The sequence below is a fragment of the Brevibacillus sp. YAE8 genome (assembly GCF_057543335.1).
Genome location: NZ_BAAIYG010000011.1, coordinates 80,288 through 100,676, shown reverse-complemented (window position 1 = coordinate 100,676; position 20,389 = coordinate 80,288). Strand labels below are relative to the sequence as shown.

Here is a 20,389-nt window from a genome sequence, read left to right as displayed (position 1 = left end):
ATCTACTCCTCACCAATGGGACGCGTCTGTTTGCGTTTTGCTCGGGACATGCGGTTGCGATAGACGATGAACTTCATCGGTGCGCGCACGAGGCCGTTCAACAAGTCTGTCCACTGACGCGGCACGCCGGGCGCCATGCACGGAGTGCCGAGCGAGGTCAGGTTGAGCAGATGCGCGAACAAAAAGGCCAGCATGAGCATCTGCCCGTACATCCCCATCAAGCCAGCCATCAAAATAAAGCCGTATCGCACCAGCCGAATGGCGTTGCTCATCAAAAAATTCGGCGGCACAAACGAGAGCAGCGCTGAGATGGACACGAGAACGATCAGAATGTTGCTCGCCAGACCCGCCTGCACAGAGGCCGTCCCGATCACGATACCTCCGACGATACCGATGGTTTGCCCGATTTTCGTCGGCATGCGTATCCCGGCTTCCCGCAAAACTTCGATGACCAGCTCGATGAACAGCACTTCGATCACAGGAGGAAACGGAACCTGGCTGCGCGACTGGGACAAAATCGTCAACAAAGCGGGAGGAAGCATTTCCGGATGAAAGGTCAGGACAGATACGTAGCTCGATGTGAGCAAAATCGTGACAAACAGTCCGAAAAAGCGGATCATCCGCAGCAGGCTGGCGGTCGACCAGCGGTTGTAAAAGTCTTCCGGGCTGCTGAACATCTCCAGAAAGGAGGCGGGACAAATCGCCGCATCCGGGCTGCCGTTGAGCATAATGATGATGCGGCCGTCCAACAGCGCTGCTGTCACATTGTCAGGCCGCCCCGTCAGCCCGAACTGCGGGAACGGCGAGTACGGCTTGTCCTCCAGCATCTGCTTCAACACGGGCATCCCGACAAAGCCCTGGTACTCGACGTTTTGAATCCGCGTTTTTACCCGCTCCACGTTTTCGTCATTCGCGATATTTTCCAGGTACAGCACGGCTACCCTGTTCTTCGTCTCGGTGCCGATCGTGTAGGCGAGTATTTTCAGATTCGGCGTGGTCAGCCTGCGCCGCAGCATCGACAGATTGATTTCCAGCATCTCCACAAACGAATCCTGCGGCCCGAGCACAGTCGCCTCGCTCTCCGACTTCGTGATGGAGCGATGCTCGACCTGAAACGTATTGACGTGCAAAATCAGCTCCCTGTCCAGGAAAAACAGGATCGTATGGCCGCGCAGCAAATTGTTCATCAGCCTGCCCATGTCATCGGACTGGCACGGCTGCGCATAAGGCAACACCCGCAACGGGTCTTTTCCATCCGAGCGTTGCAACGGCAAAAAGACGGTTTCGTACACTTGCGTCAAATCTACCATCGTATCTAGAAAAAAAACGTGTACCTCTTCCTCATTGATCGTCAAGGACAGACTGCTGAGGTCATCCACGTTCGCCAATTGTTCTTTTACCATGTGCGGCGTGATGCGTTCGCCGCGACCAGACGGCTGCTCGTGCCTTCTGGCTTCTGCGACCTTGGTTACTTGCTCTCTCCACCAATCTGTCGGCCTCATGTTGAATCCCCTCGATCTGCAGGAAAATCCTTCTTACTTTGACCGATACGTGGTGATTTTATCCATTGGCGTGTGCTTTTGAAGGGAGTGGAGTAAGAGGCATTCGTGATCCGAAACGAAAAATAATTCTGAATCGGCTCGCGCCAATGGACAATTGTTTTTGCAATCGACTGAACCAGGCTTTCAATTCCTCTTGTTCCTCAGGTTTTCGTTTATCGGGAGATGTGTGGAGCAGACGTTGTTCATGTCTACCCCCGGCGATGAGTTGCCCGCGAATGGGTACGTTTTCGCGTAGCTTCTAGTGATTTGGAGAAAAGTTGAATGACATTGAACTTGTCTGCTACTACAGTTGCATCCTTCCAAACGCTTCGAACTATCTCAGCCATTCTATGAGCCAAGTCGGTCACAACAACTTGTGGAGGCGTAGCAAAGGGCCAGTTCATGAGAGCGTTACGAACCTGTTTACGTGAACGACCTTCTGTGACCTGTCAGATATGTCCACTTTGTGCATCCATGAGGGTGACACCGTACTTGTGTCCTATTGGTAGAGCAAATTCGTCCAAGCAGACCATGGTAGGCGCAAGACGCTCCTGTGGTAAACTTGTTAGACAACGTTAGATTTCCTCTCTTTCAATGGTTTGTCTCGACAACAACCACGATGGAGGAACATCTACGTTTTTTCAATGTCTATCACGGATTTATGGTGATGAATCTTTAAATTTCAATTTTTACCTATATTTGTTATATTACAAACAAATTACAAATATGGAGGTGTTGGAAGTGAAAAAGTTTTACTTAAGTGTTTTGGCTTTGAGCTTATCCCTATTAACTTTCGTTGCTCCTTCTACTGCTAAACAACCGCCGTCATGGGAAGAAGAAACTACTTTAACAAAAAAAGAAATCAATCGTATAGTTGACGATATAGGGTTAACATGAAGAAGAACTTGCGAATTTCCCAGATGATGTACTCAAAGAATTACTTGAAAACAACGCTAAAAAGTTGGCATCTAATAGTAAAACTGTAAGAGAAGAAGAATTTATGGATAAGAATACAATCACACCTCAAGTAGCTTTAGATGGTGGAATACTAGATTTAAACGCTACCGCATTTTCGGTAAATAGTGACATGACTGGTTATAAAAAGTTTTATTTATATGGAAGTTACGAATGGTCAAAAAGTCCTGAATGGGAACTTACAGACGGCTTGAGTATTGGTTTTCCAGTTACATCAAAATGCTTCCTCCCGATGTCATCACGTGGAAAAGTTCAGCAGCATGAATACAGATATTGTTATAGACCTGACAACAATACTTCAGCTAAATGGAGTTGTTCAACCTATACTACCCCTGATGATTGGGATCCTGGTGTTGGCGTAGGATCGAAAATTGATTTGGAAGCAATGCCAAGTAATAATGCTCACAAAGGGTATATATCACAATATGTATACGTCGAAAAAAATGAGTCTGGTACAGTAAACATAAAATTTGAATATGGTCATCAAACTTGGACTTTGGGATCTGTTGCCTTTGCTGTCTATCCAGCAGGTTTTGCTATTGAACCGGCATCAGTTACTAAGGTTGAAGACTTCGGTATTGTGTTTCGATACTAATCTATATAACTAAAACTAGATCCTCCCCAAAGTAAGAGAGGATCTAGTTTTAGTTATGGTGAATTTATTACAATCAGAAACAATAATTGGCCAACTTTTTTGGGGAGTGATTACTTTTGAAAATTTTCTACTTATCATTCTACCTATCAATAATGGTTATCGTAGCGTTATCATTCATATGGAATCTTATTGAAGTAATGAAAGCATTAACTGAAAAAAACAATACAAGATTTAAAACCGCTAAAACAGTATCCATAATTAGTTTCTTACTTCTCCTTGTCCTCTATATCATTATTTTTGAATACATCGGGCGTTAACCATGACGATCAAAGCATTAGCGAAAGATTGCCGAGCCATCGAGGACGTTCATGAGATGCTCAAGAACCTCTTCCGTGACACCATCCAGCAGTTGTTTGAAGCGGAAATGGACGATCATTTAGGCTATGCCAAACATAATGCTGACGATGCCTTACGGAAAATTATCTAACTGGCAACCATGGAGGCATCAAATAAATGAACCATGCCACTTCGGTGCTGGAAAGAATGTATATCGCAACTGGCCATCCATTTTGGAAGCCGCTTGCAAGGGGAACTGTCCGCATAAAGAGGCTGTTAGGTCGGCCTGACATGGAGCCTCTGCGGGCATGATTCCTTGCGATTGGGCGATGCCAGTCAACCATGCATAGCATGGCTAACGAATCTATCATGCCCGCTCCTCCATGTAAAGCCGTTGACGTAACTATTCACCTGTTAAAAACCCATTTACACAAAAAAAATTACATTACTCTTCCTACCAGGCATTCCCTTTACTTTCCTTCATTGGTTTAGCACTTCATTCACAAAAAATATCAGCCAAATAACATGAATCAAGAATGGGATCTATGTGTGCTTTCGGGCAAACGAAAAAACGGGAGCCGCAGCCCCCGTTTCGCACCCAGACAAGCGATTCGTGTCGCTTAGGCGAACTGCTTGGACAGGTTCGCCATTTCAATCGCTGCCGTTGCCGCTTCCCAGCCTTTGTTGCCCGCTTTTGTGCCGGCGCGCTCAATCGCTTGCTCGATGTTGTCCGTCGTCAGCACGCCAAAAATGACCGGAATCCCGGTGGAAAGCGACAGCGAGGCGACGCCTTTGGCTGCTTCGTTGCAGACGTAGTCGAAGTGCGGAGTCGCTCCGCGGATGACCGCGCCCAATGTCACAACCGCGTCATAGCGCCCCGACTCGGCCATTTTTTTCGCGATCAACGGAATTTCAAAAGCGCCCGGCACCCAGGCCACGTCTACGTTGTCTTCCTCTACGCCGTGGCGCTTCAACGCATCGAGCGCACCGCCTACCAGCTTGCTGACGATCAGCTCGTTAAATCTTCCTGCTACAATCCCTACGCGCAAGCCCGTTCCTACCAAATGTCCCTCAAATGTTCTCATCTTCTCCACTCTCCTTAGCCTTTGAAATGAAGCAGGTGTCCCAGCTTCTCCTGTTTGGTCGACAAATACCGTTTGTTGTGCGGATGTGCCTGCATTTGCAGCGGCACCCGTTCCTCCACCTTCAGCCCGTAGCCGTCCAGCCCCCGGATTTTGCGCGGGTTATTGGTCAAAAGCCGCATTTTTTGCACGCCCAGGTCGCGGAGAATTTGCGCCCCGATGCCGTAATCGCGCAGATCGGCGGGGAATCCGAGCTTTTCGTTCGCCTCCACCGTATCCAGCCCTTCCTCCTGCAGCTTGTAGGCGCGCAGCTTGTTAATAAGCCCGATGCCGCGGCCTTCCTGACGCATGTACAAAAGGATGCCGGAGCCCGCCGCCTCGATCTGCTCCAGCGCAGCATGCAGTTGCGGGCCGCAATCGCAGCGGTGGGACCCGAAAATATCTCCTGTGAGGCACTCGGAATGCACCCGGACGAGAACGGGCTTGGCCGAATCAATCTCGCCCTTGATGAGCGCCACGTGCTCTTTGCCGTCCAGCTCGTTCGTATAGGCGGCGATCCGAAAATCGCCATAGCTCGTCGGCAGGCTCACTTCGATTTCTTTTCGCACGTGCGATTCGGTGCGCATCCGGTAGGCGATCAGATCGGCAATCGTAATCAGCTTCAAGTCGAAGCGGCGAGCGATCTCCACGAGCTGCGGCAACCGCGCCATCGAGCCATCCTCGTTCATGATTTCGCAAATGACACCTGCGGGCACGCTCCCCGCCAGCCGGGCGAGGTCCACCGCCGCTTCGGTATGGCCCGCCCGCCGCAAAACGCCCCCGGCTCTCGCAATCAGCGGAAAAATATGCCCCGGCCTGCGAAAGTCCTCTGCCGTCTTCCGCTCGTCCAGCATCGCCAGCACGGTCTGCGAACGCTCCTGCGCCGAGATGCCTGTATGCGTGCTCACCTCGTCAATCGACACGGTAAACGCCGTCCCTTGCTTGTCCGTGTTGTGCCTGACCATTGGGGTGAGCGCAAGCCGCGCGGCCTGTTCCTCCGTCACCGGGACGCAGACAAGACCGCGCCCGTGCGTCGCCATAAAGTTAATCATCTCCGGCGCAGCCGCTTCCGCCAGGCAGACGAAGTCCCCTTCATTTTCCCGATCCTCGTCATCCACGACGATGATGGCTTTTCCTTGGCGCAAATCTTCCAGCGCCTCTTCTATGCGATGAAACATGGGCTTGTCCCTCCTCGTTCAAACGAATCCGTTTTCCTGCAAAAAAGCCATGCTGATTTTCGCGCCTTTTGCTTCGGTCTGATTGCCGCCTGCTGGCTTGCCGCGATAGCCCAAAAGCCGCTCGACGTACTTGCCGATAATATCTGTCTCCAGGTTCACCTGATCGCCCGCGCGCCGATCGTGCAGGCTGGTTGCTGCCAGCGTATGCGGGATGATCGACACCGAAAAATGCGCATCGGCAACGTCCACGACCGTAAGACTGATGCCATCGACGCAGATCGAGCCTTGCCTGATGACGTATCGTAACAGCTCCGGCGCGGCTTCGATGCGAAACAGCACAGCGTTGGCGTGCGGCTCTCGGGACAAAATCGTGCCCGTTCCGTCGATATGCCCGGAGACGATATGCCCGCCAAAGCGGTCGCCCAGCCGCATCGCCCGCTCCAGATTGACCCGCTGGCCTGTGCGCAGGTGACGGAGGGTTGTCTTTTTCATCGTCTCCGGCATGACATCTACGCTAAAATGCCGAGCCGAAAAAGACGTGACCGTCAGGCAAATCCCGTTGACGGCGATACTGTCGCCGAGCTTGACGCCTTCCAGCACCCGCTGCGCCCGAATGACCAGCCGACTCGCCTGCCCGTTGCCTGTGCTGGATTCCAACGTTCCGACTTCCTCCACCAGTCCGGTAAACATCGGCCTTTTCCTCCTCTTTGTGCTTGCTGAACAAAAATTTGCTCCCGTCGTCTGGCGACTGCTGCTCTCTGGCGCGAATGCGCAGAAAACGGAAAACCTGCTTCCAGCTACTTTTCCCATAGCGGATAACCGCTTATGCGCACGTCCTGCTCATCCAGCAGCTCGACAGTTGCATCCGCAAGCCGGACAGTCTGATCCATCGTGGCGAAGCCCGGTCCGCCAAATGGCGTGGGCGCGCCGCTTCCGCCGATCAGCTTCAACGACACGTAGCTGACGATCTTCTGAATCGCGCGCGCCTGTAAAAACGCCCCGTTCACTGCCTGCCCGCCTTCAACCAGCAGCGAAGTAATCCCGCACTCGCCCAGCGTATCCAGTACGTTTTCCACCGAAATTTGTCCGCTTGCCACAAACAGCCTGACGCCTTTTGCCGCCAATGCCGCACGCTTTTCTGGCGGAGCCGCCTCTGTCGTGAAAATCCAGGTCGGCGCATCCGCATTTTCGATCACGCGCGCTGCAAGTGGCGTGCGAAGCTCGCTGTCCAGGACGATCCGCACAGGCTGCCGCCCATACAACTGCTCCCCTTGTCTGGCCGTCAAAAGCGGATCGTCCGCCAAAACGGTTCCTACCCCGACCAAAATCGCATCGTGCTGTCTCCGCAGTTCGTGCACCTCCGCGCGCGCCCGTTCGCCCGTGATCCAGCGGCTGTGTCCTGTGACCGAAGCGATTTTGCCGTCCAGCGTGCTCGCCGTTTTCACCGTCACAAACGGGCGCTTCGTCGTGATGTAGTGGAAAAACACCTCGTTGAGCCTTTTCGCTTCCGCTTCGCCTACCCCGACGAGCACTTCCACTCCTGCGGCGCGCAGCTTCTCCACGCCTTTTCCAGCCACGAGCGGATTCGGGTCCAGCGTCGCAATCACAGCCCGGCGAATCCCCGCCGCCACTACCGCATCGGCGCAAGGGGGCGTTTTTCCGAAGTGGCTGCACGGCTCCAGCGTCACGTACAAAGTAGCGCCAGCCGCCTTTTCCCCTGCCATGCGCAGCGCATGCACCTCCGCATGCGGCTCCCCGGCACGCAAATGCGCGCCCATGCCTGCAACTGCTCCGTTGTTCACCAGGACTGCACCGACCAGTGGATTGGGGCTGGTCTGGCCGTGGGCCGAGCGCGCCAGCTCCAGCGCCAATGCCATGAACCGCTTGTCCTGCTCCATGTAAAACCTCCTTTTTCCTGCCTGGATTCCAGCCAAAACAAAAAGCCCTCGAAACCTCAAGCGTTTCAGGGCACAGGGAAAGAAGCCTTCTCGCATTCGTTTTTTGCAAAAATAACGATGCCAAAAAGCGCAGTCAGCTCTTCTTCCATCCGGACTTTACCGTCGGCTCTGGAGTTGCACCAGATCAGTCGCAAACCGTCACGGTCCACGAGTCGCGGGCTCAGACGATGGTTCGCCATCGCCATTACCGCCGGTCAGGAATTTCACCTTGCCCTGAAGATTTTCGCTATGAAGTTGCGGAACAAAAAACGCCCGTGAGAACATGCTCAGGGCGTAGGGAAAGAAACCTCGCAAATGCCTGTTTTTGAAAAAACAGCTCCGAGGTTATGCCAATACCTTCTCCCATCCGGACTTTACCGTCGGCCTTGGATTTGCACCAAGTCAGTCGCTATCCAACTGCGATAGCGAGTCGCGGGCTCAGACGTGCGTTCGTCATTACCGCCGGTCGGGAATTTCACCCTACCCTGAAGGCTGGTATTCAGTTAGGCAAAGTATAGCACATTTTTCACGTTCGCTGTCATTTTTTTAGGCAGAAGTGTTTTTCTCCTGCCTGCAAGCTTTGTTACAACATAGTCAGCAGCTCGCGCAAATCCGCAATGTACGCTTGCGGTGCCACGTCATGGCGCTCCATGTCTTGCGCATGTCCCTGGTAGGCGATAAACGCCACCTCCCCGTCCTGCGCGGCTTTTCCGTCAATCCAGGAATCCCCGACCATCGTCCAGGCCGAAGCAGGCATATCGGGATACTGCCTGCGAATGTAATGAATCCCGGACGGGTGCGGCTTCAAGGTCGTCATCTGCTCGCGCGCCACAATCTTCTCGAAGCAGCCCGCAATACCGGTTTGGTGCAGCGCTTCCTCTGCGGCAGCGTAGGCGTTGTTGGTCAAAATGAACAAATGATGCCGCTCCATGAGCTGCGCGAGTACTTCCTGGGCATGGTTCTCGAGAACAGCCTCGTGCATTCCCGCCTTTTCGATTGCCGTGACGGCTCCCCACATCTCCTGTTCGAGCTGGCTGGTCAGCCTGCCCGACTTTCGGCCAAGCTCGATTAGTTGCGAGGCGGTATGGCTGTGCCAGTCGAAGGTCGGCTCTATCAGACCATGCTCCGTCCACAACTGAAAAATTGCCCGCTTCATTTCCGCAAAATTGATCTTCGAGTGCAGCAGCGTATTGTCCATGTCAAAAATGATGCCTGTTGCAAAGCGTCTGTTCATTTCCTTTCCAGCCCCCTCGTCTTCGGTCCGTTCCCATCTCTTGCGCTCGCAAGCCGCTTTTTTCAGTATAGCAAACAAGCTGCTCCCCCGATTTCCGAATGCTGGAAACAAGACTTTTTCCATATGGAGAACCAAAAATGACATAGTAATATTTTCTACGTATGATGAAGAGGAGCTGATGATACGTGATGAAAAAGAAAGCGTGGGCGCACGTCGCTCTGTCGCTCTTCGCAGCAGTGGCGATCAGTGCGTGCAGCCAGCCAGCTTCAGTGGATCAACCAGCACAGCAAGCGGAACAGCAAACACCGCAACAGTCAGCGCAGCAACCAGCACAGCAGACTGCGCAACAGCCGACCCAGCAAACTTCCGGCGACACTGCTGCCCAGCCTGCCTCTGAACAGAAGCGGCCGGAATATCTCCCAGCCGATTTCCCGCTCCCGGAGGTCGCCGAAATTAGCACCTCGCATTCCGAAATGAAAGACGGCAAAAAGTCTGTCCTGCTCATTTTCAGCACAAAGGAAAGCATGCCAGCCGTAACCAAGCTGTACAAAGACTACTTCAAGACGCAAAACCTCTCTGACGCCGGGCAAACCATCGACGACTAAAACATCATTATTCAGGGAGGCAACGTCGAGAAAAAACAGTCCTGGTCGATGATCGGCGGCCCGCTCAGCGGCCAGGAAGGCGTCATCGAGCTGACTGCCACCTGGGCGGAGCAGTAAGCAAGGGCAGCCATCTCCATGAAAAAAGCGACAGCTCGCACGCTGCCGCTTTTTTTCGTTTCCGCCGCGCCTTCTACGGGCTGTCGTCCATACCTTCCATGGGCGCACGCGGCACATCCGGCTTGCCTTCCGGATTGTTGTACAAATACTGCGGCACGTCGCCGATGATGAGGGAGTGCGTGATCGGGATTTTCGTCGTAACCGTCTGCTCCTCGGTCGCAAACGGAATGACGATGCGCAAGTCGACCTCTACGAAAATGTAGACCGTGGCGAGCACCATGTTGATGCCCGCCTCCTTCAGCTCTGTCTCCAGCTTCGTTTTCACAGAGCCGATCGGCACGAAGGTCACGGGCAAGTTCGGCCCCATTTGCGCCAGAAACGTATTCCCTGTCGCCAGGCCAAGCGGAATCGTGCGGTCCACTTTTTCCGTCTCGAACTCCTGGAGCTTGTTCTGGACGCGCGAGGTGGTTTCGCCGACAATTCTTGCGTACTCCTTGAAGTTGAACTGATACGCCTGAATTTGCCCCTCGTTGTTCTTCTCGATCTTCACGATCTGGTTGAAGTCGACGCCTTGCTGGGAAATCCGCTTGGTGACCGCATCCGTAATCGCTTCCTTCGCCAATTGCTCTGCTTTTTGAGTAGCCAGGATCAACAGTGTCGGCTCCAGCCGATGCTGCAAAAAAACGAGCGTCTGAATCGACAGCACAAAAAAAATCACCAGCGCGATCAAAAACGCTTTCGTTCGGGAAAGCGGGTTTCTCCAACGCCGACGGGGTCGAAATATAGCCACTCCCGTCACCTCCCAATTGGTACATCCTATGGTGAGTGACGGGAAAAAAGACTACCCGCGACGAGCGCCGCCCGCTTGCTGTGCCTTGCGCACATAGCATCCCAGACCGAGCAGTGCCAGAGCCAAAAGCGCCTGCGCGACGGCGACCATCGCTGCCAATCCTAAGACAGCGGAAATCGCGGGCGCCGCCAAAAATCCGACAAAAAACCCGCTGCGGCTAAACAAGCCCTGTACCCCCAGCACCTTGCCGCGCACCTCGTTTTTGGCCTGCTGCAACAGCGTGCTCTCCAATACTTGAGCCGCTCCGCCAAAAAGCCCCGCGCCCGCGAGCAAAAGCAGCGCCCAAACCGCACCGTCGGCGGCAAACGCAAGCACGATGAACACAGCCAGGAGCCAATGCGCCCCCAGCATCCCAGGCCAAGGCACAACGGGAATGCGCGCCACCAGATAAGCGCCGAGCAGGCCGCCGACACTCATGACTGACCACATCATCCCGTGCAAGGTCGCGTCCCCGTGGCTAATCTGATCTGCCAAAAACGGCAAACCGTAGTTATGCGAAGCCGTGCTGATCGACAGCGGCGCAGCCAGCAGGCTGATGGCAAGCAATACGGGCGCGCTTTGCAAATACCTGACGGCTGCCCGCATGCCACGCTCCTTTTGCTTCCCCCCGCTGTCTCCGGCAGAGCGCTCGCCAGCCGCCCCGCTTTTCGGCCATGCCCGGCTCTCCCAGCGCATCCGGGTCAAGAGCAAAGCCGAGAGGAAGAAGCTGGCTGCATCTGCGCCAATGACGAGCGCGTAGCCAACACGGTCAGTCAAAAAGCCCCCCAGCACAAAGCCCGCCATGCCTACGAGCGATTCCAGGCGCACCTTGAGCCCGTTCACCCACACCAGCCGCTCCATCCCGAACATCTGCGGCAGCGAAGCCTGAAAGCTGATCGTAAACAGCGTGTACAGCATGCCTTTGAGAAACGCTGCGGCAACCACGACATACGGATGCGGAGCAGCGATGATTGCGAGAAGCGCAAGTCCTGCTCCGATATCGCTTGCGATCATGGCATGCCTGCGGTCCATCCGGTCAGCCAGCATGCCCGCAAACGGGCTGAACAGCATGCCGCCTACCTGACGGGCGACAAAAAAGGCCGTCAGCCAAAAGGCGCTATGCTCAAATGTGAAAATCAACGCGCTGCACGCGATCAAATCCATTCGCGAGCCAAGCGAAGACAGCGCATTGACGTACAAGTAATGTTTTACGTTCATGTGTGCCAAACCTCCTGTCAGTCGCAGGCGGTTCGGACAGACGCCCCCCGCTACAGGGTGCGTACACTGATTGTGGCAGTTGACATGCGCATGCCTCCTCATGTGTTGAGTTGGGTACAAACCATTGTTGAACTTGGACAATCACTTTTGACGGGGGCCGTCCCCTCACCGTCTTCGTGCGGCACCAACTGCCGTATCCCCATGATAGAGCGAAGCAAGCTGCCTTGTCACGCCAAATCGTTTGACTGGCCTTCGCAAAAAAACGCGCTTCCCCTACGTCAGACTGCAACTGTTTCTCATATGGTAAGGGGAAGATCTCTTTTCGCCTCAGGAGGTTTGTCATGAATTTGCAACGTTTGGAACAAGCATTTGGCTCCCTCGTTTTCCCCAGTCACGCTGAGCTGAGGCAGGCGCTCGTTTCCCTTTCGCTCTGCCCAGAAGATATCGCGTCCCACATTCCCCAGCCTGAACATCTCCCCTACGGACGCAAAATTTTGTACCAGACGACGCACGTCGAAGTCGTCCTGATCCATCTGCCCAGCATGCAGGAGTCTGTCCCGCACAACCATGGCGATTCCTTTGGCTGGGAATGGATCATTTCCGGGACGCTCACCAATGTCGTCTACCTTCCTGCCGATCGCGAGGGAGAGGTGTTTCGCGCCCAGACAACCCATGTCAGCGCCGGAGACTGCTACTACGTCGCCCCCGGCGAAATTCACGCCATCCGCAACAACACAGACGCGCCGGTGTACTCGCTCAACGTCTACACGCCGCCGCTGCAAAACTCCCGGCAGTATCACCCGACCACTTCTGCGACCTGACGCAACGAACACACGCTCATGAAAAAAACAGTACGCCCCCCCACCGACGGCCGTACTGTTTTTTCTTCGCCTACAAATTTTCCGTGATCTCCGACAGCTCGTCCGCGGAGCTGGCTACTTGCGCCACAGCCTGGTTCATATCCTCCATGACCTTGAAGAAGTTTTCCAGCTCTTTTTGAATGTGCGAGCTCTGCTCCTTGCTGTCGGAGACAGCGTTGATAATGCCCTCGAAAAACGCATTCGTCTCGTCCGTCATTTTTGTGCTCGACTTCACGAGCCCCTGGATTTCCAGCACGACCGATGACAGGACAGTCGTTTGCTGATTCGTTTTCTCGATCAGCTCCCGCACGCCGAATACCGATTTTTTCGTCTGCTCGGCCAGCTTGCGCACCTCGTCGGCTACGACCGCAAAGCCTCGCCCCTGCTCTCCGGCTCTCGCGGCTTCGATCGCCGCATTGAGCGCCAGCAGATTGGTCTGCTCGGCAATCGCCGTCACCACGTCGACAATTCCGCGAATTTTTTCCGCGTTGTCCTCCAGCGTGTTCATTTCTTCGGAAATTTGCTTCACGCTCTGCTGGATCAGCCCCATCTGCTCCTGCTGCTTCTCCAGCTTTTCCTTGCCCTCCCGGGACAGCTCCTGCGCCTTGCTGGAAAAATCCGTGCCGTTTTCGGCGTAGCGAAGCACTTCGCGCGACTGCTCCGTCAGTTGCTCGACGGACGCGCTGTTTTCCTCCGAGACGGCTGCCAGCTCATGCGCGGAATTGGTCAGCAAAACCCGCAGTTCGTCCTTTTTGGCCTGCTCGGCGCGACGAACACGCTCATGTTCATTCTCGTATTCTTCCAGCACGATTTGCTGCTCGATGTTGAGAATTTTGCTCACCGCAGTGAGCGCCAGCACGAACTCATCCTTGTCCGCGATGTTTTTATGCAGAATATCCATAATGGATATGAACAAATTTTGAAACGCACTCAAGTACCATTTCGGCTCCAGTCCGATCCGCATGTGAATGATGGCGATCCTGCTGCGCTGCTCGATGTACGCGGCGTCGATACAGCCGTTGAACATCTCTGTGATATGGCGGGTCAGTGTGCCCTTCAGTCTGGCAATGGTGCTGTTTTTGTCCACAATGCTCATGAGCAGTGGTTCAGTTTCAATATTCGAATAAAAGAAGTCTACAATTTTGTCAATATTGCGAACGATAAGCGGTTGAAGCGCTTTGACAATCGACAAGTCCTCCTCTGTCAGATGGATCAGCGCCAGTTGCCTGGAGAGGGTGGTTTGCCCGTGAAGCTGTACTTTTCCCTGTTCCTTGCGCTCCTGGAAAAACGACTCCTTTTTGACTTTTCCTTTCAATCCAAACAGGCTGGAAAATGGACATGTACTCATACGCCGAACTCCTTTTTACCGAATAAAAAATGGCTGGACTAACCATATTAGGTAGAGTAAACGAATAATTTCCAATTGGCATATCCTTTTAATTATATACCCGATTCTTCTATCGTGTAAACCACGCCCCAAACAAAGAGAGCGCCCTTTCTCTTGAAAAGGAAGGCCCCCTCCACGCTCTACATCTCTGCTTTTTTCACTTCTGCCTTTTGCAGCTTCCAGCCCGTCTTGTCCCATTTCCACAGCGACTCGACGTAGGCAATCGTGTCGGCGTTGGCTACGCCGCTCACCCGCTGCACGCCCTTCAGCTCGCAGACGCCGTCGCGGTTCTCGTCCACAGGCGTAAGCACGCTGAAGCTGTTCGGCATCACCTCGGTCGGCGTCAGCAGCTTTCCGTCCTTGTACACCCCGTTTTCGTCGTATATTTTTTTGCGGTCAGTCAGGTCGAGAACGGTGGTATGGTTCGTCTCTTTGATGTGAATCGGCACTTTGTAGTTGTCCTGGTACGAACCGGTGATCGTCAGCGGCTGCGGCACCGGCAAAACGACAGGCTTGTTGTCCTTGTTGCCAAACAGGTAAAACTCCGATGTTCCGCCGCTGCCGCCCGTCGGCGCCTGGAGCAAAATTTGTTTCGTGCCGTTTCCGATGAAATCGCAAAAAGCCATGTCCGGCTGATACCCGCCATACGGCGTCGTAAAAAACACCGTCTTTTTCGCCACCGGATCTTGCACCATCACCTTCAGCTTTTCATAGTACGGGCTGTCAGCGGCAAAGCGGTGGCCGAGCAGCGTCACGACATCCGGACGCCCGTCTCCTGTGACATCTTGCCGTTTGATCTGAATTTCCTCATACACGCTCGGCGGCGGCTGAACCTGGCGCGCTTCCCGAGCGCTAACCGGTTGCCCTGCTGCTCCCGCGATCAACCCCCACGCCAGCACGGCTGCCATCCCTACTCGTTTACCCTTCCACATATGCATCCACCTTTTTACGTTTTCGCTATCGTTCGTAGTATGTTAGAAAAATCGCCAGGCCATGCCGTTATTTTTGCGAAAACTGCCCCGTTTCCAAAATGGCTAGATGCAGGAAAGTGCGGTACACTATTCCAAAGAACGTTGACCGTCTCTGGCAAGCAGACGAGCCGATTGTCATACGTATGAGAATGACAGCCAAACAAGGAGGCGAGACAAGGGTGGATACGCCAAAAAAACGGCGGGCCGCACAGGCTCCCCCCAGCCGCGAAGCGCTGCGCTCTGCCTATGAGCTGATTCTCACACGTATTTTGCCACGTCTGCCGCCATCCCCTCACTCTACTGGCAGGAGATGCACGCATGAAGATACGACTGATCGAAAACGGCCTCATAACGGAAATAGATGACGTGGAGGAAGCTGTCGCAGTGCCCGGAAAAGGCTTCTATTGGATTGACGCTTCTCCCTTCGACCTCGATATTTTGCAGCCGCTGTTCGGGCTTCACCCGCTCGCGGTCGAGGACTGCATCGACGAAGAAGAGCAGCGGCCCAAGCTGCAACTATACGACGACCATTATTTCATGGTGCTAAACGGCATCGCCTTCCACAATCAGGACATTTTCCTGCGGGAGATCAATATTTTTCTCGGCAGCCATGCGATCATTACCGTGACCAAGCAGGAAGCGCCAGAGTTCGCTTCCATGCTCCCCATCGTCCGGGAAAAAGAAGTGAACCACCCGGACACTTTTTTGTATCATCTCGTCGATCAGATTGTGGATCGGTATTTTGATGTGACGGAAAAAATCGAGGACTTGATTGAAGCGCTGGAAGAGGAAATTTTGATGAACACCCGCAAATCCCACCTCGACCAGATCATCGGGCTGCGCAGCGAGATTTTGTACGCGCGAAAAATGCTCGTGCCGCAACGGGATTTGATTGATGCCTTGCACAAAAAAGAACTCCCGCTGATTCGGCCGAAGCTGCGGAAGTACTTTGGCGATATTTTGGAGGATGCGAGCAAGATCGTGGAAAACTTCGAGACATTTCGCGACTTGATCGGAAACTTGCGCGAAGCCTACCAGGCAGCTCTCGCCGGGCGGGCAAACGATATCATGCGCGTGTTTACCGCCCTGACCACGATTTTCATGCCGCTGACGATCGTCACAGGGATTTACGGCATGAACTTCGACTTCATGCCGGAGCTGCACTCTCCTTACGGCTACTACATCGTGCTTGGCTGCATGGCGGCGATCGGCTTGACGATGTTCATCCTGTTCAAGAAAAAAGAGTGGCTGTGAACTGGCTAGACGAGGTCGCCACACGCCACGATCATCAGCGAAAGCATTTTCGACAAATCGCATTCATACGGCTGCGCCAGATCCTGCCCTTCTTCATTGACCAAGATGCGGATGATGGGCCGGCTTGGCATGCCTTTGTTGGAATCCACAACCACGCCGGATACGCCTGTGTTGAGCGTCACGCTCAAGCCTACCGGGTAGAGCGCAATCGTGTCGCGCAAAGCTTCGACATATAACTGGTCAAACAATACGCCTGACCCGGAATAGAGCACTTCCATCGCTTCGTGCGGCAGCATCCCCCGGCGGTAGACGCGATGCGAGGTCAAGGCGTCGAATACGTCAGCGACGGCCATCAGGCGGCCAAAAGGGTGAATCTCTTCTTTTTTCAGATGACGCGGGTACCCGGAGCCGTCCCAGCGCTCGTGGTGCTGGAAGGCGCAGTGCGCGGCGAGCAGCGGGATGTCGTCCTGCCTGCGCAGCATCTCGAAGCCGATTTCGGCATGCTTTTTCATCACTTCAAACTCTTCTGTCGTCAAGCGGCCCGGCTTTTTCAGGATTTCATCCGGAATGTGCATCTTGCCGATGTCGTGCAGCATGCCGCCGATGGAGATATCCAAAATCTCTCTTTCCGTACAGCCTGTGTTGATCGCCAGTGCCGTACTGTAGAGCGCGACGTTGAAGGAATGGCTGAAAATGTAGTTATCGAAGGCGCATGCGTCGGCGAGCAGGTTCATGGCTGATTTGCTGCCTTTCAGTTCGTCAGCGACAGCCGACATGACTTGCCTCAACTGGCGGCCCAGATTTTTGTCCGTTAACAGTTGCTGCCATTTTTGCGGCACTTCCTGAACACTGCGAAACGTATCGTGAATAATGGACATCGCCTGTCTGCGCGTGCCTTCGGAAATGACTGTATCCACCATGATATCGTCCGTGCGAGTATCTTCTATGTACAGGCTGTTGATGTTCTTGCTCTTGAGGCGCTCGATCATTCGCTGGGTCAGCTCTACTCCCGCCCCAACGAGTACCGTTCCGTTTTCTGCGTAGATGGAACGGGCAAGCTTGTCGCCCGGCTGGCATTTATGAATGGATTTCAGTCTCATTTCCAACCTTCGCCTTTCATCAGAGTACCCCTATTATAGCGTGATTCGACGTAATTCTACATGAAAAAATTTCTAGCTCCCAAGAAATCGCGCCCACAAAAAACACCTTCGTCTCATCGACAAAGGCGTCCTTGTTTCAGCGTGTATCGTTATCTGTGTATGCTACAGCATTTTGACGACGGCTTCCCGCCCGATCATGCCGGCCGTGATTCCTTGCGCCTCTGCTGTCGTCGTCACGGATTCCAGCGGCGCGTCCAGCAGCTCGTCGATCGTCTTGACGCCGACGGCTCTGCCCGCAATAATTTCGCGGCTGGCCAGCCGTTCATTCAGCAAGCCCACGTCCAATGCCCCGCACATGATGTAGCCTTTGTCTGTCGTCACCGCAAGCAATGTCGTCTTGGGCAGCCGCACGGTGACTGCGATCGCCGTCCCTTCCGGAAAGTGGATAGGCTGTACTTCGACCATCCCGCTCCCTCCTTTTCTCTCCTGCTTTTGCGTTACCATCCTATGACACAGGAGCCAAAAGTGTGTGCCGCCAAGCGGCGCATTCAATGCACGAGCGGTGCCGGGAACTGTTCATCCTCCATCGCGACCTTGCGCTTCATCACTTCGATCATGTACGTAGCCAGCATGTGAAACAGCTCTTCCTCGTCCATGCCCTCCACCAGCTCAAGCAGGTCGTCGCGCGTCTGCTCGTGCAAAACGCCGACAACCACTGCCGTAATATCCTCCTCGTCGCCATTGAAGTGTCCTTTGTACAGTTCGTAAACTTCGTCGATAAACCTCATCGCTCATCCCCCTTGCTTCTCTCGATAGCATGCCCAGAACCGGGCGAGGGCACTTTTTCCCATCTCGGCAAAAAAGCGTTTTGCACAAGCGCTGTGTCGGTAATCGTGCTGGCGATCACCTCGCGAAGCATTTCCGGAAGAAAATACTCGATCTCCCTGCCCTGCAGCAAATCGGGGAACAGGCGGTTGTACATGAACATGTCGACCGTTCCGACCCGATACTCCCGCTCCCTTGCCAGCGGCTGGCCGTTGACCTCGATCGCCACGATATGCGGCTCCTCGGAGTCCTCATACCGGATGCGCAGCCCGTCCACCGCCATCCAGCCTTCGATTTTGCCGCGAAAACCGCAGCCGCGCAGCTCGCGATGCACGATCTGCGGCTGGATCGCCTGCTCCAGCACGGCAGCGAGCTGACTGCCGGTGAGCGTCACGGCGCAGGCGTTGATCGGATGAGGCACACTTTTCAGCAGTTGGGCAAAAGTCAGGCTGCCGCGCTGCAAGTCAGACAGCAAAAGCCCTCCGTTGGCAATTCCCACTTCAGCCCCTGTCCACTTGCGAATGCTGGCTGCCAAAAAAGAGCCGAACGGAGTCTCCTCCGTCCAGTTGACGCGCAAATCCCGCTCCAGCCTGGCAATCGGCCGAATCAGGCTCGCATGGGCCCGTTCGTGTTCTTTTTGCAAAAAAGCGAGCAGCCGCTGGTCCGGCTCGTACTGCCCGGTTTCAAACAGCTCTGCCGAAACGTCTGCGATCTGTTTGGCCGCGCGGTCCCAGACGAGCCTGATGTGGCCGACGTGCTCGCCGAAGCGGCCCGTCTGGGCGATCAGCGTGTTGCCCACCCGTTCGCCATGCGGCAGCGTATGATGGGTATGTCCGCCGAGGATCACATCCAGTCCCTCGACCTCCTGCGCAAGCCGGCAATCGGTCGGGTAGCCGAGGTGAGACAGCAGGATGACGATATCGACAGAAGAACGCAAGGCGGCCACTTGCTCGCGCAAAACAGGCAGCGGCTCGCGGATTTCCCAGCCCATGTTCTGATAGGAGGAAAAAGGGATGGTCATGCCGAGCAAGGCGATGCGCAGCTCCCCAAACGTGTGGATCGCATACGGGACAGCCCAGGCCGGAGGGGCCATCGTCGCTCTGTCCAGCAGGTTGCCGACGATGACGGTGAAGCCGGCTTGCTCGTACATCGAATCGAGCTTGCTTTTCGGCAGCGTGATCCCCTCGTTGTTGCCAATCGTCGCGTACTGGTAGCCGCATCTGTTCAGGACGCTCACATTCGTTTTCCCGAAGCTCGCCTCCGAGCGGACGTCCATCCTGTCCATATGGTCCCCGATGTCGACGGTCAGCACATGCTCCTGCTGGCTCTCCCACTGCTCGCGGCGCGTTTTCAGGCAAGTCGCAATCTGCGGCATTTTTTCGAAATGGCTGTGCAAATCGTTGGTGTGCAGCAAATGCAAGGTACAGGTGTCCGCCACGACTTTCCCCTCCCTTTGTCTCTCTTCGTTATCCGATAACCGCTTTTATTATCATTTGTACCGCAATCGCCAAAATCAAGATGCGCAAAAACAGGACGATTGTGCGCCCTTTCAGCTTGCTCGCCACGATGGCGCCCAGCTTTCCGCCCGCCCATGCGCCTGGGGCAAGCATGGCGGCGTACAGCCAGTTCACATGGTCGTGGAAAATGTTCGTCACCGAGCCAACCACCGCCGAGAAAAAAATGACCAGCATGGAGGTAGCTGTGGCGATATGCGGAGGAAAACGGTACAGCAGCATCATCGCCGGAACCATCAGCACGCCGCCACCCACGCCGAACAGCGAGGACGTGATCCCGACAAAAAAGGCGATCGTAATGACGCTCCACCTGCTATATCCATACTCGTATTCCTTGCCTTCGTTGTCGACGAACTGCCGCTTCACTTCCCAGTTGATCTGGCGCGGCCGGAGTTTGTCCTTGACCATCAGGACCACGAACATGCACAACTGAAACAGGCCAAACAGCAGTGTAAAATCTTCTGTTGCTAGTAATGTATTAAGGTAGACACCCACGATAGCACCCGGTGCGCTGCCGATAAAAAAAAGCAGGGCACTCTGCATGTCGACCTTTTTTTGTTTGATGTACGAGATGGATGACGACAAGGCCGTCACCGCAATCACGAGCAAGGAAGTCGCAGCCGCCACCTGCGGAGGCATCGAACCCGGCTCATACCAGTTGGCGAAAAACATCAGCGCTGGCACAAAAAAGATGCCGCCGCCCAGCCCGGCGATACTGCCGATCACGCCAGCGACTACCCCAATTAGCAAAAACAACGCAGCGATAGCTACAAGCATGGCTCCCCTTCTTTC

21 protein-coding genes, 3 pseudogenes and 2 riboswitches are annotated in these 20,389 nt (G+C 54.4%); of the genes and pseudogenes, 7 read left to right on the top strand and 17 right to left on the bottom strand.

Annotated features, from left to right (window positions below):
• Positions 1–2: 2 nt before the first annotated feature.
• Positions 3–1,502, bottom strand: a complete 1,500-nt coding sequence (locus tag AC27IT_RS15350) for a spore germination protein (RefSeq protein WP_025843845.1) — start codon at positions 1,500–1,502, stop codon at positions 3–5.
• 248 nt (positions 1,503–1,750) lie between these two features.
• A pseudogene (locus tag AC27IT_RS15345) lies at positions 1,751–1,975 on the bottom strand (transposase); the annotation flags it as partial.
• Positions 1,976–2,282: 307 nt separating this feature from the next.
• Here AC27IT_RS15345 and AC27IT_RS15340 point away from each other — a divergent pair.
• The 4 genes and pseudogenes from AC27IT_RS15340 to AC27IT_RS15325 all read left to right on the top strand — a co-directional run.
• Complete coding sequence (locus AC27IT_RS15340) at positions 2,283–2,438, top strand: hypothetical protein (protein ID WP_487091893.1); 156 nt, start codon at positions 2,283–2,285, stop codon at positions 2,436–2,438.
• A 103-nt stretch (positions 2,439–2,541) separates the two neighbouring features.
• Positions 2,542–3,111, top strand: coding sequence for a hypothetical protein (locus tag AC27IT_RS15335; RefSeq protein WP_487091892.1), 570 nt, complete (start codon positions 2,542–2,544; stop codon positions 3,109–3,111).
• Positions 3,112–3,430: 319 nt separating this feature from the next.
• Positions 3,431–3,574, top strand: a pseudogene (locus AC27IT_RS15330) (IS256 family transposase); the annotation flags it as partial.
• Positions 3,569–3,715 (top strand): annotated as a pseudogene (locus AC27IT_RS15325) (IS256 family transposase); the annotation flags it as partial. The pseudogenes AC27IT_RS15330 and AC27IT_RS15325, both read left to right, overlap by 6 nt.
• Before the next feature lie 352 nt (positions 3,716–4,067).
• Here the strand turns inward: AC27IT_RS15325 and ribH are convergent.
• The 5 genes from ribH to AC27IT_RS15300 all read right to left on the bottom strand — a co-directional run bounded on the left by ribH (position 4,068) and on the right by AC27IT_RS15300 (position 8,917).
• On the bottom strand, positions 4,068–4,532 hold the full coding sequence (gene ribH, locus AC27IT_RS15320; protein ID WP_005829418.1) for a 6,7-dimethyl-8-ribityllumazine synthase: 465 nt from the start codon (positions 4,530–4,532) through the stop codon (positions 4,068–4,070).
• A 14-nt stretch (positions 4,533–4,546) separates the two neighbouring features.
• Complete coding sequence (locus tag AC27IT_RS15315) at positions 4,547–5,746, bottom strand: bifunctional 3,4-dihydroxy-2-butanone-4-phosphate synthase/GTP cyclohydrolase II (RefSeq protein WP_005829416.1); 1,200 nt, start codon at positions 5,744–5,746, stop codon at positions 4,547–4,549.
• A gap of 18 nt (positions 5,747–5,764) precedes the next feature.
• On the bottom strand, positions 5,765–6,436 hold the full coding sequence (locus tag AC27IT_RS15310) for a riboflavin synthase (RefSeq protein ID WP_005829414.1): 672 nt from the start codon (positions 6,434–6,436) through the stop codon (positions 5,765–5,767).
• 107 nt (positions 6,437–6,543) lie between these two features.
• The gene (gene ribD, locus AC27IT_RS15305) at positions 6,544–7,644 is read right to left on the bottom strand and encodes a bifunctional diaminohydroxyphosphoribosylaminopyrimidine deaminase/5-amino-6-(5-phosphoribosylamino)uracil reductase RibD (RefSeq protein ID WP_429787823.1); all 1,101 of its coding nucleotides are present in this window, start codon (positions 7,642–7,644) and stop codon (positions 6,544–6,546) included.
• A gap of 133 nt (positions 7,645–7,777) precedes the next feature.
• Positions 7,778–7,929: riboswitch (FMN riboswitch) on the bottom strand.
• A 105-nt stretch (positions 7,930–8,034) separates the two neighbouring features.
• Positions 8,035–8,180: riboswitch (FMN riboswitch) on the bottom strand.
• An 86-nt stretch (positions 8,181–8,266) separates the two neighbouring features.
• On the bottom strand, positions 8,267–8,917 hold the full coding sequence (locus AC27IT_RS15300) for an HAD family hydrolase (protein ID WP_007777814.1): 651 nt from the start codon (positions 8,915–8,917) through the stop codon (positions 8,267–8,269).
• A gap of 188 nt (positions 8,918–9,105) precedes the next feature.
• On the opposite strand from AC27IT_RS15300, the gene AC27IT_RS15295 reads away from it, so the two are divergent.
• Positions 9,106–9,522, top strand: a complete 417-nt coding sequence (locus tag AC27IT_RS15295; protein WP_290426403.1) for a hypothetical protein — start codon at positions 9,106–9,108, stop codon at positions 9,520–9,522.
• 11 nt (positions 9,523–9,533) lie between these two features.
• Here AC27IT_RS15295 and AC27IT_RS15290 read toward each other — a convergent pair whose 3' ends face one another.
• The 3 genes from AC27IT_RS15290 to AC27IT_RS15280 are packed head-to-tail and all read right to left on the bottom strand — an operon-like array spanning position 9,534 to position 11,686.
• Entirely contained in the window at positions 9,534–9,680 is a 147-nt protein-coding gene (locus AC27IT_RS15290; RefSeq protein ID WP_290426396.1) for a hypothetical protein, read from the bottom strand.
• A gap of 32 nt (positions 9,681–9,712) precedes the next feature.
• Positions 9,713–10,438 carry a sporulation protein YunB gene (yunB, locus tag AC27IT_RS15285; protein ID WP_035316748.1) on the bottom strand — a complete coding sequence of 242 codons (726 nt, stop codon included), beginning with the start codon at positions 10,436–10,438 and terminating at the stop codon, positions 9,713–9,715.
• A gap of 42 nt (positions 10,439–10,480) precedes the next feature.
• Positions 10,481–11,686, bottom strand: coding sequence for an MFS transporter (locus AC27IT_RS15280; RefSeq protein WP_487091891.1), 1,206 nt, complete (start codon positions 11,684–11,686; stop codon positions 10,481–10,483).
• A 341-nt stretch (positions 11,687–12,027) separates the two neighbouring features.
• Between AC27IT_RS15280 and AC27IT_RS15275 the strand changes: the two genes are divergently transcribed.
• Positions 12,028–12,507 (top strand): cysteine dioxygenase, encoded by a 480-nt coding sequence (locus tag AC27IT_RS15275; protein WP_340673189.1) that lies wholly within the window; start codon positions 12,028–12,030, stop codon positions 12,505–12,507.
• A gap of 70 nt (positions 12,508–12,577) precedes the next feature.
• On the opposite strand, the gene AC27IT_RS15270 is transcribed toward AC27IT_RS15275, so the two are convergent.
• Entirely contained in the window at positions 12,578–13,894 is a 1,317-nt protein-coding gene (locus tag AC27IT_RS15270; RefSeq protein ID WP_005829401.1) for a globin-coupled sensor protein, read from the bottom strand.
• A gap of 179 nt (positions 13,895–14,073) precedes the next feature.
• Positions 14,074–14,865, bottom strand: a complete 792-nt coding sequence (locus tag AC27IT_RS15265; protein ID WP_025844116.1) for a hypothetical protein — start codon at positions 14,863–14,865, stop codon at positions 14,074–14,076.
• 357 nt (positions 14,866–15,222) lie between these two features.
• On the opposite strand from AC27IT_RS15265, the gene corA reads away from it, so the two are divergent.
• Positions 15,223–16,158 carry a magnesium/cobalt transporter CorA gene (gene corA / locus AC27IT_RS15260; protein ID WP_005829396.1) on the top strand — a complete coding sequence of 312 codons (936 nt, stop codon included), beginning with the start codon at positions 15,223–15,225 and terminating at the stop codon, positions 16,156–16,158.
• A gap of 5 nt (positions 16,159–16,163) precedes the next feature.
• On the opposite strand, the gene AC27IT_RS15255 is transcribed toward corA, so the two are convergent.
• From AC27IT_RS15255 to AC27IT_RS15235, 5 genes are all read right to left on the bottom strand, one after another.
• The gene (locus tag AC27IT_RS15255; RefSeq protein WP_025844117.1) at positions 16,164–17,258 is read right to left on the bottom strand and encodes an HD-GYP domain-containing protein; all 1,095 of its coding nucleotides are present in this window, start codon (positions 17,256–17,258) and stop codon (positions 16,164–16,166) included.
• Between the two features lie 162 nt (positions 17,259–17,420).
• Entirely contained in the window at positions 17,421–17,723 is a 303-nt protein-coding gene (locus AC27IT_RS15250) for a YunC family protein (protein ID WP_005829391.1), read from the bottom strand.
• An 83-nt stretch (positions 17,724–17,806) separates the two neighbouring features.
• A complete protein-coding gene (locus AC27IT_RS15245) occupies positions 17,807–18,046 on the bottom strand; it encodes a DUF6154 family protein (RefSeq protein ID WP_005829389.1) in 240 nt (79 codons plus the stop codon).
• Positions 18,043–19,521 carry a bifunctional metallophosphatase/5'-nucleotidase gene (locus tag AC27IT_RS15240; RefSeq protein ID WP_007787461.1) on the bottom strand — a complete coding sequence of 493 codons (1,479 nt, stop codon included), beginning with the start codon at positions 19,519–19,521 and terminating at the stop codon, positions 18,043–18,045. The genes AC27IT_RS15245 and AC27IT_RS15240 overlap by 4 nt, the downstream gene beginning before the upstream one ends.
• A 28-nt stretch (positions 19,522–19,549) precedes the next feature.
• The gene (locus AC27IT_RS15235) at positions 19,550–20,374 is read right to left on the bottom strand and encodes a sulfite exporter TauE/SafE family protein (protein ID WP_005829385.1); all 825 of its coding nucleotides are present in this window, start codon (positions 20,372–20,374) and stop codon (positions 19,550–19,552) included.
• Positions 20,375–20,389: the final 15 nt, after the last annotated feature.

Bases quoted from the DNA above. Each gene is read 5' to 3' on its own strand.
- AC27IT_RS15350 (WP_025843845.1), bottom strand. From the start codon at position 1,502: ATGAGGCCGACAGATTGGTGGAGAGAGCAAGTAACCAAGGTCGCAGAA.
- AC27IT_RS15335 (WP_487091892.1), top strand. From the start codon at position 2,542: ATGGATAAGAATACAATCACACCTCAAGTAGCTTTAGATGGTGGAATA.
- ribH (WP_005829418.1), bottom strand. From the start codon at position 4,532: ATGAGAACATTTGAGGGACATTTGGTAGGAACGGGCTTGCGCGTAGGG.
- AC27IT_RS15315 (WP_005829416.1), bottom strand. From the start codon at position 5,746: ATGTTTCATCGCATAGAAGAGGCGCTGGAAGATTTGCGCCAAGGAAAA.
- AC27IT_RS15310 (WP_005829414.1), bottom strand. From the start codon at position 6,436: ATGTTTACCGGACTGGTGGAGGAAGTCGGAACGTTGGAATCCAGCACA.
- ribD (WP_429787823.1), bottom strand. From the start codon at position 7,644: ATGGAGCAGGACAAGCGGTTCATGGCATTGGCGCTGGAGCTGGCGCGC.
- AC27IT_RS15300 (WP_007777814.1), bottom strand. From the start codon at position 8,917: ATGAACAGACGCTTTGCAACAGGCATCATTTTTGACATGGACAATACG.
- AC27IT_RS15295 (WP_290426403.1), top strand. From the start codon at position 9,106: ATGAAAAAGAAAGCGTGGGCGCACGTCGCTCTGTCGCTCTTCGCAGCA.
- AC27IT_RS15280 (WP_487091891.1), bottom strand. From the start codon at position 11,686: ATGAACGTAAAACATTACTTGTACGTCAATGCGCTGTCTTCGCTTGGC.
- AC27IT_RS15275 (WP_340673189.1), top strand. From the start codon at position 12,028: ATGAATTTGCAACGTTTGGAACAAGCATTTGGCTCCCTCGTTTTCCCC.
- AC27IT_RS15270 (WP_005829401.1), bottom strand. From the start codon at position 13,894: ATGAGTACATGTCCATTTTCCAGCCTGTTTGGATTGAAAGGAAAAGTC.
- AC27IT_RS15265 (WP_025844116.1), bottom strand. From the start codon at position 14,865: ATGTGGAAGGGTAAACGAGTAGGGATGGCAGCCGTGCTGGCGTGGGGG.
- corA (WP_005829396.1), top strand. From the start codon at position 15,223: ATGAAGATACGACTGATCGAAAACGGCCTCATAACGGAAATAGATGAC.
- AC27IT_RS15255 (WP_025844117.1), bottom strand. From the start codon at position 17,258: ATGAGACTGAAATCCATTCATAAATGCCAGCCGGGCGACAAGCTTGCC.
- AC27IT_RS15250 (WP_005829391.1), bottom strand. From the start codon at position 17,723: ATGGTCGAAGTACAGCCTATCCACTTTCCGGAAGGGACGGCGATCGCA.
- AC27IT_RS15245 (WP_005829389.1), bottom strand. From the start codon at position 18,046: ATGAGGTTTATCGACGAAGTTTACGAACTGTACAAAGGACACTTCAAT.
- AC27IT_RS15235 (WP_005829385.1), bottom strand. From the start codon at position 20,374: ATGCTTGTAGCTATCGCTGCGTTGTTTTTGCTAATTGGGGTAGTCGCT.